The following is a 15,611-nucleotide window of genomic DNA, read 5'->3' as shown; positions in this document are numbered from 1 at the left end:
CGGCATCGTCGGTGCATCGGCAGTGGCCGACTCGACTTGGCGAGGTGGGGAAGATGTCCAACGACACCGAAATTCGTCCCTTCCGGCTCGACACATCGGAAGACGCGATCGCCGACCTGCGTCGCCGGATCGCGGCTACCCGCTGGCCCACCCGCGAGTTGGTCACCGATCGCTCGCAGGGTGTGCAGCTGGCGACGATCCAGGAGTTGGCCCGCTACTGGGTGAGCGACTACGACTGGCGGGCGTGCGAGACGACGCTGAATTCGCTGCCGCAGTACACGACGAACATCGACGGCGTCGAGATTCACTTCATCCACGTTCGTTCGCAGCACGAAGACGCCCTGCCGCTGATCATGACGCACGGCTGGCCGGGCTCGGTCGTCGAGCTGCTCGGGGCCGTCGGCCCGCTGACCGACCCGACGGCGCACGGCGGCACGCCCGAGGACGCGTTCCACCTGGTGCTGCCGTCCTTGCCCGGCTACGGCTTCTCCGGCGAGCCGACCGAGCCTGGCTGGAATTCGGCGCGGATGGCGCAGGCGTGGGCGAAACTCATGGACCGCCTCGGGTATTCGCGCTACGTCGCACAGGGCGGCGACGTCGGCGCCGCCGTCACGGACGCCATGGGGCGTCAAGCACCCGAGGGGCTGCTCGGCATCCACGTCAACCTGCTCGCCGGGGCGGTAGGCATCAAGGACAAGTTGCCGGCGAATTCCGAGCAGGAGCGTGCCGCGCTCGACGCGCTCAAGCTGTTCTCGACGGACGGTTTCGGCTACTTCCTGGAGCAGTCCACCCGGCCGCAGACGATCGGCTATTCCCTGCTGGACTCACCTGTCGGGTTGGCGGCCTGGATGCTCGACCACGACACGGACAGCTACTACAAGATCTCCCGCGCGTTCCTCGACGGTGAGCCGGCCGGCGGTCTCACCCGGGACAGCATCCTCGACAACATCACGCTGTACTGGTTGACGGGCACCGGTGCTTCGTCCGCCCGGTGGTATTGGGAGCAGGGGCGGTTTCAAGCAGCGGCCCAGGCGGCCGGTCAGGCGCCGCCGCCGGTTACGGTGCCGGTTGGCTTCACCACGTTCCCTGGCGAGATCTGGGCCGCTCCGCGTAGCTGGGCCGAGGCCGTCTACCCCGGTATCGCGTACTTCAACGAGGCTGACCGCGGCGGGCACTTCGCGGCGTGGGAGGAGCCGGAACTCTTCTCCGCCGAGGTGCGGGCCGCGTTCCGGCCGCTGCGGAAAGCCTGACGGCTCACCCGCTGACGGACGAGCGCCGGCGCACGTCGTCGGCCGGGTGGATCGTGCGCACCGGGTCGGGCACCGGCCCCCGGGGCTGCCACTCGCGGGGATAGCCGAGGGAGACCTCCTCGAAACGCACCCCGTCGTGGAAGGTGGTGCGGGGGATGTGCAGGTGTCCGTAGACCACTGTGGCCGCGTCGAAGCGTAGGTGCCAGTCGCTGGTGCGGACCGTGCCGCACCACTGGGCGAAGAGCGGGTAGCGCAGGACGTCGGTGGGTTCCCGCACCAGCGGGTAGTGGTTGACCAGCACCGTCGGCAGGGTCGGGTCGCGTTCGGCCAGCCGGATCTCGGTCTCGGTGATCCGGGCCGCGCACCACGCCTCCCGACTCGGGTACGGGTCGGGGTGCAGCAGCGCCTCGTCGGTGCACACCACACCGGCCGCGTACGCCAGAGCCAGCGACTCCTCCTGGGTGCCTGCCTCGGGCACCCGGAACGTGTAGTCGTAGAGCACGAAGAGCGGCGCGATGGTGGCCGGGCCGCCGTCGCCGTCCCAGACCGGGTACGGATCCTCCGGGGTGAGCACCCCCAGCCGCCGGCACATCCGCACCAACTCGCGGTAGCGCTCCTCGCCGCGCAACGTGACCGGGTCTCGCGGTGGCGTCCACAGCTCGTGGTTGCCCGGTGCCCAGACGACCCGGGCGAAGCGGCTGCTCAGTAGCCCGAGTGCCCACTCGATGTCGGCGAACCGTTCGGCGACGTCCCCGGCGACCAGCAGCCAGTCACCGTCGTTGTCCGGGTGCAGGTCCTGCACGAAGGCGCGGTTCTGCGGGTGCCCGACGTGCAGGTCGCTGACGGCCCGCAGCCGGGGCGGAAGTTTCACCCCCCGAGGTTAGGACGGCACGGGCGCGTCACGGAACCTCTGCGGCCTGCTGTTCGGGCCGATCTGACGGTCGCATATCCGGCGACCCGACGGGAAAGCGCGGGGCGTCCGACAGCCCGAGACCGGAGCAGGAGACAAACATGCCTTTCATTACCGTGGGGACGGAAAACTCCGCGCCCATCGACCTGTACTACGAGGATCACGGTTCCGGTAAGCCGGTGGTGCTGATCCACGGCTTCCCGTTCAACGGCGCGACCTGGGAGAAGGAGACACGGGCGCTGCAGAACGCCGGATACCGGACGATCACCTACGATCGCCGCGGTAACGGTAACTCCGCCCAGCCGGCCTTCGGGTACGACTACAACACGTTCGCGGCGGACCTGGACGTGTTGATGACCGAGCTGGACCTGAACGAGGTGACCCTGATCGGTCACTCGATGGGCACCGGCGAGGTGGTCCGCTACCTGGGTAACTACGGCTCGCAACGGGTGAGCCGGGCCGTACTGCTCAGCCCGCTGCAACCGATGCTGGCCAAGGCGAGCGACAACCCGGAGGGCGTCGACCGGAGCCTGTTCAAGGGCTTCCAGGACGCCATCATCAAGGACCGGTTCGCCTACCTGACGTCCTTCTGCGACGCGTTCTTCAACCCGGACCAGAACATGGGCAAGCGGGTCAGCGAAGAGGCGTACCGCGCGCACTGGCAGATCGGCGCGATGGCCTCCGGTAAGGCCACCCACGACAGTGTGGACGCCTGGCAGGAAGACTTCCGTCCGGACCTGCCGAAGATCAACATCCCGGTGCTGATCGTGCAGGGTGACCAGGACCGGGTGCTGCCCTACCCGGTGACCGGTCAGCGGCTCGGGCCGATGATGCCGACCGGCACGCTCATCACGCTCAAGGGCGCGCCGCACGGTATCCCGTGGACCCACGCCGACGAGGTCAACAAGGCGGTCCTGGACTTCATGAAGCAGCCGGCCAAGGCTCGCGCCTGACCCCGTACCGGTAGCCGATCGGACGCCCGCGCCGTAAGGCGCCGCGACACCCGGCCCACGGTTCGCACCGGGGCCGGGTGTCGTCGTCGGTCAGGGCCGGCGGGCCACCACCGCGCCGTTGGCGCCCGGCGCGTCGAACGGCACGGTACGCACGTCCACGAAGCCGGCGTCGGCGAGCCAGGCCGCGTACTCGGCACCCGAGTAGTTCCGGCCACCCTCGGTCTCGACCAGCATGTTCATCCCCATCAGGGCCGCCTCCGGCGGTCCGGTGCGTTCGTCGTTGAGCAGCAGTTCGCAGACGACGATCGCCCCGCCGGGCGGCAACGCCGCGTGGCACCGGGCCAGCAACGCCCGGTTCGTCGGCTCGTCCCAGTCGTGCAGGATCATGCTGAGCAGGATGACGTCGTGCCCGTCCGGCAGCGCCGGGTCGGCGAGAAAGTCACCGCCCACCGCGTCGATCCGCCCGGTCAGCCCGGCCTCCGCGATCCGCTCCCGCGCCCGGACGCAGACGTGCGGCAGGTCCAGGACCGTCGCCCGCAGCTCGGGCAAACGTCGGCAGAACTCGATCGGGAACGCGCCCGCCCCGCCGCCCACGTCGAGCAACCGCCGGTGCGCGGAGAAGTCGTACGCGTCGGCCAACGCGCTGGCGGTGAAGCTGGACGTGGAGAACATCGCATCCCAGAACTGCGCCAGCATCTGCGGGTCCGCGGTGTCGAACATCGACTGCTGGGACTCCGGGTCCCAGGTCAACGGTCGATCCGTGCGCAGGGCCTCGCCGATGCGGTGCCAGGGCAGGTAGGTGCGCAGGTCCGAGTAGCGGACCTGCGCCCCGAAGTAGTACGGGCGACCCTCGACCAGGAACTGCTCGGCCAACTCGGAGTTGCGGTAACCGTCGCCGGCCTTCTCCAACAGGCCGAGCGACGCACTGGCGGCCAGCAGCAGGTCCGCGGGCCGGTCGGGCAGCCCGAACTCGGCGGCGGCCTGCTCGACGGTCATCGTCCGCCCGCCGGCGAGCCGGGTGAACAGACCGAGTTCGACGCCGGCCGCGAGGGTCTTGAACCCCCACACACCGGCCACCAGACGCATGAGAGGAGTCGGGGTGATCACCACGACATGAGATCACACATCACACGTTTCCACGATGGATGGTCACGCCCGGATCAGCGTCACCAACCCCGCGGCCACCAGCACCCCGGCCCAGAGCCGATCGACGTTGAACCAGGCCCGACGCAGCACACCCACCCCGAGCACCTGGTAGACCAGCAGCGCCACGGCCAGGGCGACGCCGAGCATGGCCACTGTGTGCACCCCGGCCGCCGCGAGGCCGGACAGCGCACCGACCGGCGCGGTCGCCAGGTGCCCGGAGTGGCCCCCGGGCACCGGCTCGGCCACCAGCACCGGCAACAGCATCAGCCCCGCCCCGTGTGCCGACGACATCAGGAACGACCAGGCGGCGAGCTGCGCCGCCGACAGCCGCATTCCCGCCCAGCGGAAGTGCCGCTCCGAGAGCAACCGCCACAGCCCGAAGGCCACGAGCACCACACCGCCGACCACCGCGAGGGCACTGCTCGCCGTCACCGACCGGGTCGCCGAGACCAACGCGGCGACGATGGCCACCGAGGCGAGATGCCCGGCGGCTATCGGCGGCAGGGCGCGCAGCAACGCCAGCCGGCTGCGCTCCTGTAAGCCCCGGGCCACCGCGAACAACCAACCCATCGCCGGGTTCAGACCATGGAACGCGCCGAGCGCGGCGAGCGTCGCCACTGTGGTGACGGTCACGGATAGCAGTACGAGTCGGAGGAGGCGTCCCCGCCCTGCAACCGGGTCTGGTGCACCCGCAGGCCCCGGAACTCCTCCCCGTGCGGGAAGAACCGCTCATCCGGGGTGAGCCCGCCGGCGTCCACGTCGACGTCGAGCTTGGCCAGCCAGGCACCCACCCCGTCGGGGTAGAACTGGTCGTCCCACGAGCCGTAGAGCGAGTTGCTGACGTAGACCCGTCGGCCGTCCCGGCTGACCTCCACCATCTGCGGGCCACCGGCCAACGCCTCGTCCGGCGCGGACGGGTGCGCGGTCCGGCGGACGATCCCGCCGAGGTGCACCGAGCCCGTCTGCACCGGGTGCAGCGGATCGCTGACGTCGTACTGGCGCAACTCTCCGGTGCCCCAGCAGGAGACGTAGAGGAACCGGTCGTCGACCGACAGGTCGATGTCGGTCACCAGCGGCGGCACCGCCCCGAAAGGCTTGAGCAGGTCGGGCAGGTTCGCCGGGTCGGCCGGCTCGGCCGGGATGTCGATCACCTTGGTGACCGCCCAGGCGTCCCCGTCGCGGTGCCACAGCCAGATCGACGCGGACAGGTCCTCGACGCTGATCACCACCCCGACGAACCCGTACGACTTCGTCGGATCGTGCGCCGGCCGCAGCTCCAGCGGCATCTGGTACTGGTCGCCGAGATCGACCCGTTGGACGTGCCGGCGTTTCGCGAGATCCCAGAAGTGGATGGCGTGCCCGTAGCGTCGGCCCAGCAGCAACTCACCGATGATGCCGTCCTCGATCATCGACGGTGTGCCCCACTCGCTGGTGACCAGCACGTCCTGGGTGAGGTGCCACCACACGTCGTACGCCAGGAACTGCGGCCCACGGTCGGCCTCCCATGCCCTGCGGACCTCGAACGTGGTGTGGTCGAGAATGGCGATGCCACCCGGGCCCTCCGCGCCGTCCGCGCCGCCGAGGGCGGAGAGGTAGATGCCGTCCGGCCCACAGTGCACGGTGTGCGGTCGCGAGTAGCCGGCGCGCTTCGCCAGCTCCTCCGCCCCGATCACCTTGACGATCTGCGGCTGGCGCGGATCGGGCTGGGTGTCGAGCACGTGGATGCGCGACGACCGCAGGCCGGGCACGATCAGGTAGCGGCGCTCGACGTGCGGGTGCGGCGCGGTCGGGCAGAGCGCGCTGCTGCACGCGTTCCAGCCGAAGTGGTGCAGCTCGTCACCGACGTACGGCAGGTCGGTCCAGCCGACGACCCGGCCGTAGTCGGGGGAGTCGGGGTCGGTGTCGAGCACCACGATGGCGTCCGGACGGCTGGCCGTCCGGTCGAAGGCCGCCACGTAGGCGAGCTTCTCCGCCGGGGCGGTCACCGCCTCCCGGGGCGAGGGATAGAACGTGGGGTCGGGGGTCCAGCGGGTCATCACAGCTCCGCTCGTCAGGTGGTGGGAACGCCGAGTCGGTCGAGCAGGTGGCGGCGCAGCGCGCCGAAGGCCGGGTCGTCCGGCGTACGGGTGGGAGCGAGGTCGACGGGCAGCTCCGCGGCGATGCGGCAGTCGTCGAGGAGCAGGATCCGGTCGGCGAGCAGCAGCGCCTCCTCCACGTCGTGGGTGACCAGCAGGGCGGCGAAGCCGTGCTCGGCGCGTAGCCGGCGCAGCAGGATCTGCATCCGCAGTCGGGTCAGCGCGTCCAATGCGCCGAACGGCTCGTCGAGCAGCAGCAGGTCCGGTTCGCGGACCAGGGCCCGCGCCACTGCCACCCGCTGCGCCTGCCCACCGGACAACTCGGCCGGCCAGGCGCGATCCCGCTCGGCGAGACCGACCTCGGCCAGCGCCCGGCGGATCCGCCCCGGGCCGTCCGCGCCGGACAGCCCGAGCCCGACGTTCTCCGCCACGCGTTTCCACGGCAGTAACCGGTGCTCCTGGAAGACCACCGCGGCGGTGCCGTGCACGACGCTCGTCCCGCTGGCCTCGCCGTCCAACCCGGCGAGAATCCGCAGCAGCGTGCTCTTACCGGAACCGCTGCCGCCCAGCAGGGCCACGACCTCGCCGCGGGCGATGGTCAGGTCGACCCCGGCCAGCACGACCGTCGGCCCGAACGCCCGGCGCACCGCGTGGGCGGTGAGCACCGGCTCGGCGCCGTTCAGGTGGCCCGCAGTCCGCGACGCCATGTCAACATCCTCCTCTCCAGGACGCGCAGCGCACTGTCGGATATCAGCCCGAGCAGGGCGTAGACGAGGAGGCCGAGCACCACCACGTCGGTCTGGCTGAACTCCCGCGCCTCCATCATCAGAAAGCCGATCCCGGTCTGGGCGTTGACCTGTTCCCCGACGACCAGGCTGAGCCAGGCCGCCCCGATCGCCAGCCGCAGGCCGAGGAAGAGGGACGGCAGCGCGCCGGGCAGCACCACGTGCCGCAGTCGGGCGGCCTGCCCCAGACCACAGGTACGGGCCGCCTCCACCAACCGTTCGTCGATGTCCCGGATGCCGGCGTAGGTGTTGAAGTAGATGGGGAAGAACGCGCCCAGAGCCACCAGGCTGATCTTGAGTGATTCACCGATGCCGACCCAGATGATCAGCAACGGGACCAGCCCGAGGTGCGGCAGCATCCGGGCCATCTGCACCGGCGGGTCGACCAGGTCGTCACCGAGCCGCAACAGCCCGGCCACGGTGCCCAGCACCAGGGCCAGGAGACCGCCGATCAGCAGGCCCGCCCCGGCCCGGGTGAGGGAGTCCAGCAGGTGGATGCCGAGCGTGCCATCCCGGCTCAGCCGCGCGCCGGTGGCCAGGACGTCACTGGGCGCGGGCAGCTTCTCGGCCGCCAGCAGCCCGGTCCGTGCGGCCAACTCCCACCCCAGGACCAGCACCACCGGGCTCACCACCCGCCGCCAGCGCCGGGCCGGCCGCTGACGACGGGGTACGACCGGCACCACCGCCGTGACCTCGTCGGGCGCCTCGACGAGCGTCGTACGACTCACTGGAACACCTCGTTGAACCGGCCGTCGACCCGGGATCGGAGGTCGACCGGCCCCGGGATGAGTTCCAGGGCGATGAAGCTGTCGGTGATCGCCTGAAGCTCGTCGCCGATGGCCGGGGTGACCGGGGCGAGTGGCTTGGCGCTGCGGGCCAGGGCGCGGCTGGTGACGTCCTGCGGGATCTTCAGCTCCGGCGCGAGGGTGCTGGCTCGCTCCTCGGGATGGGCGATGCCCCAGTCGGTCACCTCGCGGTAGCGCTGGAGGAACGCCCGGATCTCGTCCGACCGCCTGTTGACCGCCCTGGGCGTGGCAAGGACGTACTCGCGGTTGCCGGCCAGACCTGTCGCGTCGGCGAGCACCTGGACCCCCGGTTGCTCGGCCAGGGCGAAGTACGGGTCCCAGATAACCCAGGCGTCGATCTGGCCGCCGTCGAACGCGGGTCGCCCCTCGGCGGGCCTGAGGTACTTGACCTCGATGTCCTTCAACGTCATGTTGTTCGCCTCCAGCAGCCGCACCAGCAGCCAGTGCACGTTCGACCCCTTGTTGAGGGCCACCGTCCTGCCCTTGAGGTCGGCAAAGCTGCGGTAGCCGCGTTCGGCCTTGACCAGCACGGCCTCACCCTGCGGAATCGGCGCCGAGGTGCCGATGACGGAGAACGGGATCTTCCCGGCGGCGGCGAAGACGGGTGGCGCCTCGCCGACCTGTCCGATGTCGATGGAGCCGGCCTTGAGCGCCTCGGTGAGCGCGGGCCCACTCTCGAACAGCGACCACTCCACATCCGGTGCGGCGCCGCGCGCCTTGACCAGGCTCAGCCCGCCGAAGCGCTGGTAGCCGATCCGGAGCTTGTCCTTGGTGCCGCCCGCATCGGCGGACCCGCCGCACGCGCTCACCGCGACAGTGGCGAGCAGCGCCACGGTGGTGAGCGCGGCCGTCAGGAGGCGGCGTTGCGGGGGACGGCTCGTCGACGGGGTGGGCATGGCGGCTCCTCGGGTCGGGGCAGGCGGACAGCAGCGCATCGACAGGTGTCGGCGTCGGCAGTAGCCTACTAACCTGATAGGTTTTATGGGTAGGCTGTCGGCGCGATCGTCCCACCCCTCAGGAGGTGCCCGCCTCGCCGCGTGCGCCGACCGCCCCCGCTGGAGGAAGAGCCGCGATGACCCTCACCTTCCACTGGTTCGTGCCCACCAATGGCGACAGCCGGGACATCGTCGGCGGCGGCCACGGCGGAGCAGCGGGCCTACGGCGACTTCCTGGACAAGGACGCCCGGTACGCGCGGGCCGACGAGTTCCTGCACGTGGTGCGTGCGCTGTGGCACGGCGAGACCGCCGACCACGGCGGCACCCACGTCCGTGTCGGACAGGCACGACTGCACCGACTGCCCGACCCGGTGCCGCCGGTCTACTTCGGTGGGTCCTCCTCCGCCGCCCTTCCGGGACCGCCGACCACGTCGACATCCCCTTCACCCGGGCGGCAGCGCCGCAGCCCGTCGAGGCCCGCTGACCGGCCGACAGGCGGCAACCGGCGCCACTGCCGCTTACAGGTCCATCGCGTAGACCCGGACCTGGCGGCCGGTGTCCGGCTGCACGGTCTCGCGCTCCAGCGACATGCCCAGCTTGACCATCACCCGCGCGGACGCCTCGTTGCCGACGACGTGGATGCTGACCAGCCGCCGCAGGTCGAGCTCGGCACGAGTGTGGGCGACAACGGCCTGGGCCGCCTCGGTGGCCAGGCCCCGACTCCAGTACGCGCGGCCGAGCCGCCAGCCGATCTCCACGGCCGGCATGATCTCGGGCAGGAAGGTCGGCACCGCCAGTCCGGTGAAACCGGCCAGCTCGCCGGTCTCTCTGATCTCCACCGCGTACAGGCCGAAACCGCGCTCGTCCCACTGCCGCTGATAGGTGGCCAGACGCTCCGCTGTCGCGGCCCGGTCCAGGGTGCGGCCGTCATGGATGTAGCGCATCACCTCGGGCTGCGCGTTGACCGCGGCGAACCCGTCCAGATCATCGCTTCGGAAGCGGCGCAACAGCAGCCGATGAGTCGTGAGGGACGTGGCATCAGGGGAGCTTGTCAGGTCAGGCACGTCCCCTTCTAGCATGTCGGCGCCCACGGGGCCATGGGTCAGCTCGAGGTGGGTCGGCCGGCGAACCGCCGGCCGACCCGCCGCCCCGCGAGGCTCACCACGGTGCTGCCGGCCGCCATTCCGAGCAGCACCAGAATCCCCCCGACCACCCACAGCCCGCTGTCGTCGGTCCCGGCGGCCCGCCACGACCAGACCGCCGTGAACGCCACGGTCATCACCGGCGCCACCAGCCACGGGCTGAGCCGCGTCCCGGCGAGCGCGGCCAGCACCACGAGCGTCAGCACGCAACCGATCACCTGCCACGGCTCGTACGGACCGCTGCTCGCGCCGGTCTGCGCGTCGACCGTGTACCGGGTGTCCCAACCCAGCCAGAGGATCCACGCCCCGACCGTGGCCGCCGCCAGGAACAGAACACCGAGCAGTGCGCGCGTACCCCTCGTCGCCGTCATCCGGCGATCATCCCCTGCCTGCCGCCCCACGGGAACACGGGCCGGCATCCAGCCGCCGACCGGCGCGATCCCCAATGGACTGTTGCCTCGATCGGTAGCGATCCTCTACGGTCTGCTCAGCGGTGGGCGGTGCGGTCCGCATCCGACCCGACACCGCCGGTTGCCCGTCGTGCGGGCCGGGATGGTGGAGTCCCGGGTCGCCCCGTCGGCGGTGACCCGGCGGTCGTGTGACTCCCAGCTCGTCCCCTCGGGTCCTGGTGCCCGGGTGGCTCCGCGTGGAGCCGACGGCGAGCCGGGGCACGCCGACCCACCGGGAGAGCCCCGTGTTCCTCAGCCCGCACGAGCAGGACCGCCTGCTCGTCCACGTCGCGGCCGATGTCGCCCGCGCCCGCCGCGAACGCGGCCTGCGCCTCAACTACCCCGAAGCCGTCGCGGTGATCACCGCGTTCCTCCTCGAAGGGGCCCGCGACGGCCGGTCGGTGGTCGACCTGATGTCCGCCGGCCGGACGGTGCTCGGTCGTGACGACGTCCAGGACGGCATCCCCGAGCTGCTGAGGGAGGTGCAGGTGGAGGCAACGTTCCCGGACGGCACCAAGCTGGTGACGGTGCACCACCCGATCCCGTGATCCCCGGGGAGATCCTGCCGGCAGCCGACCCGGTCGAGATCAACGTCGGTCGTCCGGTGACCACAGTGCTCGTGGTCAACACTGCCGACCGCCCGGTGCAGGTCGGCTCGCACTACCACTTCGCCGAGGCCAACGCGGCGCTGTCGTTCGACCGGAGCGCGGCCTGGGGGCAACGGCTCGCCGTTCCGGCCGGCACCTCCGTCCGGTTCGAGCCGGGCATCAACCGCAGCGTCGACCTCGTACCGCTCGGCGGGGCACGCGTCGTGCCGGGCCTGCGCGCAGAGTGCGCAGGCCCGTTGGACCCGTCGCCGCACCCGCCCACGGTCGAAAGGTCGTCGCGGTGAGCGCCGTGCGGCGGGACCGCTACATCGACCTGTACGGGCCGACGACCGGTGACCGGGTCCGACTGGCCGACACCAACCTGCTGATCGAGGTGGAGACCGACCACTGCGTGGGCGGCGACGAGGCGGTCTTCGGCGGCGGGAAGGTGATCCGCGAGTCGATGGGGCAGTCCCGTGCCACCCGCGCCGGGGGGGCACTGGACACCGTCATCACCGGCGCGGTGGTGCTCGACCACTGGGGCGTGGTCAAGGCCGACGTGGGGCTGCGCGACGGGCGCATCGTGGCGCTCGGCCGGGCCGGCAACCCGGACACCATGCCCGGTGTCCACCCCGACCTGGTCATCGGCCCGTCGACCGAGGTGATCGCCGGCAACGGACGGATCCTCACCGCCGGCGCGGTCGACACTCACGTGCACTTCATCTGCCCGCAGATCGTCACCGAGGCACTGGCCAGTGGCATCACCACGATGGTCGGCGGCGGCACCGGCCCGGCCGAGGGGACCCGCGCGACAACCGTCACGCCGAACGCCTGGCACCTGGCCCGGATGCACGAGGCGCTGGACACCATGCCGGTCAACGTGCTGTTGCTCGGCAAGGGCAACACCGTCTCCAGCGAGGCACTGTGGGAACAGTTACGGGCCGGTGCGGGCGGTTTCAAGCTGCACGAGGACTGGGGCACCACACCGGCGGCGATCGACGCCTGCCTGCGGGTGGCGGACGCGTCCGGTGTCCAGGTGTCGATCCACACCGACACGCTCAACGAGGCCGGGTTCGTCGCCGACACCCTGCGGGCGATCGGTGGACGGGCGATCCACTCGTACCACACCGAGGGAGCCGGTGGCGGGCACGCACCGGACATCATTACCGTGGCCAGCGAACCGAACGTGTTGCCGTCGTCAACCAACCCGACCCGGCCGTACACCGCGAACACCCTGGCCGAGCACCTGGACATGTTGATGGTCTGCCACCACCTCAACCCGTCCGTGCCGGAGGACCTGGCCTTCGCCGAGAGCCGGATCCGACCATCCACGATGGCCGCCGAGGACCTGCTGCACGACCTCGGCGCGATCTCGATCATCGGCTCCGACGCGCAGGCGATGGGCCGGGTCGGCGAGGTGATCATGCGGACCTGGCAGAGCGCCCACGTGATGAAGGACCGGGTCGGCGCGCTGCCGGGCGACGGGCCCGCCGACAACCACCGGGCCCGACGGTACGTGGCGAAATACACCATCTGCGCCGCGATGGCCAACGGGCTGGAACGGGAGATCGGCTCGGTCGAACCGGGCAAGCTCGCCGACCTGGTGCTCTGGGACCCGGCGTTCTTCGGCGTCCGCCCGCACCTGGTGCTCAAGGGCGGCATGATCGCGTACGCCCAGATGGGCGACGCCAACGCCTCGATCCCGACACCGCAGCCGATGCTGCCGAGGCCGATGTTCGGGGCGTACGGCGCGGCGGCGGCCGCCACCAGCCTGGCCTTCGTGGCCCCGGCGGCCCTGGACGCCGGACTGCGCCTGGACGTGCGTCGCCGGGTGGTGCCGGTGAGCGACGTACGGTCGCGGGGCAAGGCCGACCTGCCGGAGAACAACGCGATGCCGCGCATCGAGGTGGACCCGGACACCTTCACGGTGCGGATCGACGGGCAGGTGGTGGAGCCGGACCCGGTGACCCGGCTGCCGATGGCCCAGCGGTACTTCCTGTTCTGATGGCGACGCCGAGCCTGCTGTTGTTGTTGGCCGATGGACGCTTCCCGGCCGGGGCGCACGCGCACTCCGGTGGTCTGGAGGCTGCCGTCGCCGCCGGCCGGGTCACCGACCTGGCGTCGTTGGAGGCGTTCCTGGCCGGACGACTGGCCACCGCCGGTCTGGTCGGCGCGGCGTTCGCGGCGGCCGCACACCGGGCGGCGGTGGCCGAGACGGTCGGCTCGGCGCACCCGGCTCGGTCCGCCCGACCATCGGACCCGCCGGCCGGGTCCGCCGGCCGGTCGGCGGCGCTGGCTCGGCTCGACGCGGAGTTGGACGCGCGTACCGCCGCCCCGGCGTTACGGGCGGTCTCACGCCGACAGGGCCGGGCGCTGCTGCGTGCCGGCCGCACCATCTGGCCGGACGCCCGGTTCGCCGACCTGCCCCAGAAGCCGGGTGGCGCACACCAACCGCTGGTGCTCGGGCTGCTCTGCGCCGCGGCCGGGCTGTCCCGCGTCGAGACCGCCACGATCGCCGCGTACGGGACGCTGACCGGGGCGGCCAGCGCCGGCGTACGTCTGCTCGGCCTCGACCCTTACCAGGTCCAGGCCCTGCTGGTCGGCCTGGCCGACGCCTGCGACGGCACGGCCGCCGACGCGGCGCGGGCCGCCGATGACCCACCGGAGCGGCTGCCGGCCGCCGCCGCTCCACTCGCCGACATCCATGCCGAAATCCATGCCACCTGGGAGGTGCGTCTCTTTGCGTCCTGACACCGTTGTGCCGAGCGCTGTGCCCGCCGTCGAACCGATCACGCCGCCGCCGGCCACCCCACCCCACGACGAGACCGTTCCGCACACCCATCCGGAGCCGGGGGTGGACCCGCATCCGCCGTTGGCGCGTGCCGGCCGTGCCCTGCGGGTCGGCATCGGCGGCCCGGTCGGTTCCGGCAAGACGGCCCTGGTTGCCGCGCTCTGCCGTGCCTTCGCCGACGAGTTGCGGCTCGGCGTGGTGACCAATGACATCTACACGACCGAGGACGCCGACTTCCTCCGGCGAGCCGGTGTGCTGGACCCGGCCCGGATCCGCGCGGTGGAGACCGGTTGCTGCCCGCACACCGCGATCCGCGACGACATCGGCGCCAACCTGGACGCCGTCGACGAACTGGCCGAAGCGGTCGGTCCGTTGGACCTCGTCCTGGTGGAGAGCGGTGGGGACAACCTGACCGCGACCTTCAGCCGGGGGCTGGTCGACCGGCAGATCTTCGTGGTCGACGTGGCGGGCGGGGACAAGGTGCCCCGCAAGGGCGGGCCGGGGGTCACCGCCGCCGACCTTCTCGTGATCAACAAGACCGACCTGGCGCCGATGGTGGGTGCCGACCTCGCCGTCATGGATCGTGACGCGCGGGCCCGGCGCGGCGACCTCCCGACCCTCTTCCTGTCCATCGTGGGAGACCCCACGGCAACGTCGGTCGCGGACTGGATCCGGCACGAGTTGGCCCACCACGCCGCCCTGCACCCTCTGGACGTGCCGGTCGGCCCGGCCTGATGCGAGCGCTCGCTCGGCTGGTCGCCCGCGCTGATGGCCGGGGCGGCACGGCCCTGGTCGAGTTGCACGGCGAAACACCGTTGCTGCTGCGCCAGACCCCGACCGACGGTGGTGTCGCCACTGTGCACCTCGTCGGCGGGGCGGCCGGGCCGCTCGCCGGCGACGATCTGCGCCTGGAGATCGAGGTCGGGCCGGGCGCAGCCGTCCGGGTGCACAGCGTCGCCGCGTCGATCGCCCTACCGGGTCGCACGGGTGCCGTCTCCCGAATGGCGGTGCGGGCGGTCGTGCACACCGGCGCCACGCTGCACTGGCTTCCGGAACAGTTGGTCGCGGCGGCGGGCTGCGCGCACCTCGCCGAGTCCCGGATCGAGCTGGCCGCCGATGCGACCCTGTGGTGGCGCGACGAGCTGATCTGCGGCCGGTACGGCGAGGCGCCCGGCGGCGCCGTCGTGCACACCCAGGTCGACTACGCGGGTCGGCCACTGCTCCGTCAGTCCCTCGCGGTGGGGCCGCACGCGCCGGGCTGGGCCGGCCCGGCGGTGCTCGGCGGCGCCCCGGCCACCGGATCACTGCTGGTGGTCGACCCTTCGCAACCCGCCGAACCTCCGACGGTCGAGGGCAGCGTCGCCCGGCTACCGCTGGCCGGCGGCCCAGCAACACTGTGGACCGCCACCGCTCCCGACGCGCACACCCTGCGCACCCACCTGACTCCCTAGCAAGACCGGCGCCGGTCGTCGTGCGGGCCGGTCATTGTGTGGGGCCGGTCGTCGTGCGGCGCCGGTCGTCGTGCGGGCCGGTCATTGTGTGGGGCCGGTCGTCGTGCGGGCCGGTCATTGTGTGGGGCCGGTCGTCGTGCGGGCCGGTCATTGTGTGGGGCCGGTCGTCGTGCTGGGCCGGCGGCCGTGGAGGGCTCGCGGTCGTGCGGGCCGGTCCGTGGTGCGGCGCCGGTCGTCGTGCGGGGCTGGCGGCCGTGGGGGGCCGGCGGTCGTGGGGGGCCGGCGGTCGTGCGTGGTGTCGGCTGCGGTGGGGACCCGCCGGGCGGCACT

General features: G+C 71.7%; 17 protein-coding genes and 1 pseudogene. 9 read left to right on the top strand and 9 right to left on the bottom strand.

The genetic code is table 11. The features are described from left to right. Positions 1-53 precede the first annotated feature (53 nt). Positions 54-1,250, top strand: a complete 1,197-nt coding sequence (locus GA0070561_RS10495; RefSeq protein WP_091398957.1) for an epoxide hydrolase family protein — start codon at positions 54-56, stop codon at positions 1,248-1,250. A 4-nt stretch (positions 1,251-1,254) separates the two neighbouring features. Here GA0070561_RS10495 and GA0070561_RS10490 read toward each other — a convergent pair whose 3' ends face one another. After that, positions 1,255-2,121, bottom strand: coding sequence for a metallophosphoesterase family protein (locus tag GA0070561_RS10490; RefSeq protein ID WP_091398955.1), 867 nt, complete (start codon positions 2,119-2,121; stop codon positions 1,255-1,257). 140 nt (positions 2,122-2,261) lie between these two features. Between GA0070561_RS10490 and GA0070561_RS10485 the strand changes: the two genes are divergently transcribed. Beyond that, on the top strand, positions 2,262-3,113 hold the full coding sequence (locus GA0070561_RS10485) for an alpha/beta fold hydrolase (protein ID WP_091398953.1): 852 nt from the start codon (positions 2,262-2,264) through the stop codon (positions 3,111-3,113). A gap of 90 nt (positions 3,114-3,203) precedes the next feature. Here GA0070561_RS10485 and GA0070561_RS10480 read toward each other — a convergent pair whose 3' ends face one another. Genes GA0070561_RS10480 through GA0070561_RS10455 form a run of 6 tightly spaced genes read right to left on the bottom strand, consistent with a single transcriptional unit; the run spans position 3,204 to position 8,821 of the window. Beyond that, the gene (locus tag GA0070561_RS10480) at positions 3,204-4,220 is read right to left on the bottom strand and encodes a methyltransferase (protein WP_091400147.1); all 1,017 of its coding nucleotides are present in this window, start codon (positions 4,218-4,220) and stop codon (positions 3,204-3,206) included. A gap of 42 nt (positions 4,221-4,262) precedes the next feature. Continuing rightward, positions 4,263-4,892, bottom strand: a complete 630-nt coding sequence (locus GA0070561_RS10475) for a hypothetical protein (protein WP_091398951.1) — start codon at positions 4,890-4,892, stop codon at positions 4,263-4,265. Beyond that, positions 4,889-6,295 carry a selenium-binding family protein gene (locus GA0070561_RS10470; protein ID WP_091398949.1) on the bottom strand — a complete coding sequence of 469 codons (1,407 nt, stop codon included), beginning with the start codon at positions 6,293-6,295 and terminating at the stop codon, positions 4,889-4,891. The genes GA0070561_RS10475 and GA0070561_RS10470 overlap by 4 nt, the downstream gene beginning before the upstream one ends. 14 nt (positions 6,296-6,309) lie before the next feature. Next, on the bottom strand, positions 6,310-7,041 hold the full coding sequence (locus tag GA0070561_RS10465; protein ID WP_091398945.1) for an ABC transporter ATP-binding protein: 732 nt from the start codon (positions 7,039-7,041) through the stop codon (positions 6,310-6,312). Continuing rightward, on the bottom strand, positions 7,014-7,847 hold the full coding sequence (locus GA0070561_RS10460) for an ABC transporter permease (protein ID WP_091398943.1): 834 nt from the start codon (positions 7,845-7,847) through the stop codon (positions 7,014-7,016). The genes GA0070561_RS10465 and GA0070561_RS10460 overlap by 28 nt, the downstream gene beginning before the upstream one ends. Then, entirely contained in the window at positions 7,844-8,821 is a 978-nt protein-coding gene (locus tag GA0070561_RS10455; protein ID WP_091398940.1) for an aliphatic sulfonate ABC transporter substrate-binding protein, read from the bottom strand. The genes GA0070561_RS10460 and GA0070561_RS10455 overlap by 4 nt, the downstream gene beginning before the upstream one ends. Before the next feature lie 210 nt (positions 8,822-9,031). Between GA0070561_RS10455 and GA0070561_RS10450 the strand changes: the two are divergent. Beyond that, positions 9,032-9,214, top strand: a pseudogene (locus GA0070561_RS10450) (LLM class flavin-dependent oxidoreductase); the annotation flags it as partial. Positions 9,215-9,379: 165 nt separating this feature from the next. Here GA0070561_RS10450 and GA0070561_RS10445 read toward each other — a convergent pair. Next, positions 9,380-9,925 (bottom strand): GNAT family N-acetyltransferase, encoded by a 546-nt coding sequence (locus tag GA0070561_RS10445; RefSeq protein WP_244166144.1) that lies wholly within the window; start codon positions 9,923-9,925, stop codon positions 9,380-9,382. 38 nt (positions 9,926-9,963) lie between these two features. Beyond that, positions 9,964-10,374 (bottom strand): hypothetical protein, encoded by a 411-nt coding sequence (locus GA0070561_RS10440; RefSeq protein WP_091398937.1) that lies wholly within the window; start codon positions 10,372-10,374, stop codon positions 9,964-9,966. A 323-nt stretch (positions 10,375-10,697) separates the two neighbouring features. Between GA0070561_RS10440 and GA0070561_RS10435 the strand changes: the two genes are divergently transcribed. From GA0070561_RS10435 to GA0070561_RS10410, 6 genes are read left to right on the top strand one after another with little or no spacing between them, the layout of a single operon-like run. After that, a complete protein-coding gene (locus tag GA0070561_RS10435) occupies positions 10,698-11,000 on the top strand; it encodes an urease subunit gamma (RefSeq protein ID WP_091398934.1) in 303 nt (100 codons plus the stop codon). Next, positions 10,997-11,344 carry an urease subunit beta gene (locus GA0070561_RS10430; RefSeq protein ID WP_091398931.1) on the top strand — a complete coding sequence of 116 codons (348 nt, stop codon included), beginning with the start codon at positions 10,997-10,999 and terminating at the stop codon, positions 11,342-11,344. The genes GA0070561_RS10435 and GA0070561_RS10430 overlap by 4 nt, the downstream gene beginning before the upstream one ends. Beyond that, positions 11,341-13,044: an urease subunit alpha gene (locus tag GA0070561_RS10425; RefSeq protein WP_091398928.1), complete on the top strand. Its 1,704-nt coding sequence runs from the start codon at positions 11,341-11,343 to the stop codon at positions 13,042-13,044. The genes GA0070561_RS10430 and GA0070561_RS10425 overlap by 4 nt, the downstream gene beginning before the upstream one ends. Further along, complete coding sequence (locus GA0070561_RS10420) at positions 13,044-13,790, top strand: urease accessory protein UreF (RefSeq protein WP_091398924.1); 747 nt, start codon at positions 13,044-13,046, stop codon at positions 13,788-13,790. Before GA0070561_RS10425 ends, GA0070561_RS10420 begins: the two co-directional genes overlap by 1 nt. Beyond that, positions 13,780-14,565 carry an urease accessory protein UreG gene (gene ureG / locus GA0070561_RS10415; protein ID WP_244166143.1) on the top strand — a complete coding sequence of 262 codons (786 nt, stop codon included), beginning with the start codon at positions 13,780-13,782 and terminating at the stop codon, positions 14,563-14,565. The genes GA0070561_RS10420 and ureG overlap by 11 nt, the downstream gene beginning before the upstream one ends. Next, a complete protein-coding gene (locus GA0070561_RS10410) occupies positions 14,565-15,281 on the top strand; it encodes an urease accessory protein UreD (RefSeq protein ID WP_091398911.1) in 717 nt (238 codons plus the stop codon). Before ureG ends, GA0070561_RS10410 begins: the two co-directional genes overlap by 1 nt. Positions 15,282-15,611 lie beyond the last annotated feature (330 nt).

Origin of the sequence: Micromonospora saelicesensis (assembly GCF_900091575.1) — a bacterium.
Lineage (GTDB): Bacteria > Actinomycetota > Actinomycetes > Mycobacteriales > Micromonosporaceae > Micromonospora > Micromonospora saelicesensis.
Note: the sequence above shows the minus strand (reverse complement) of the source record. Positions and strands in the feature narration are given on the sequence as shown.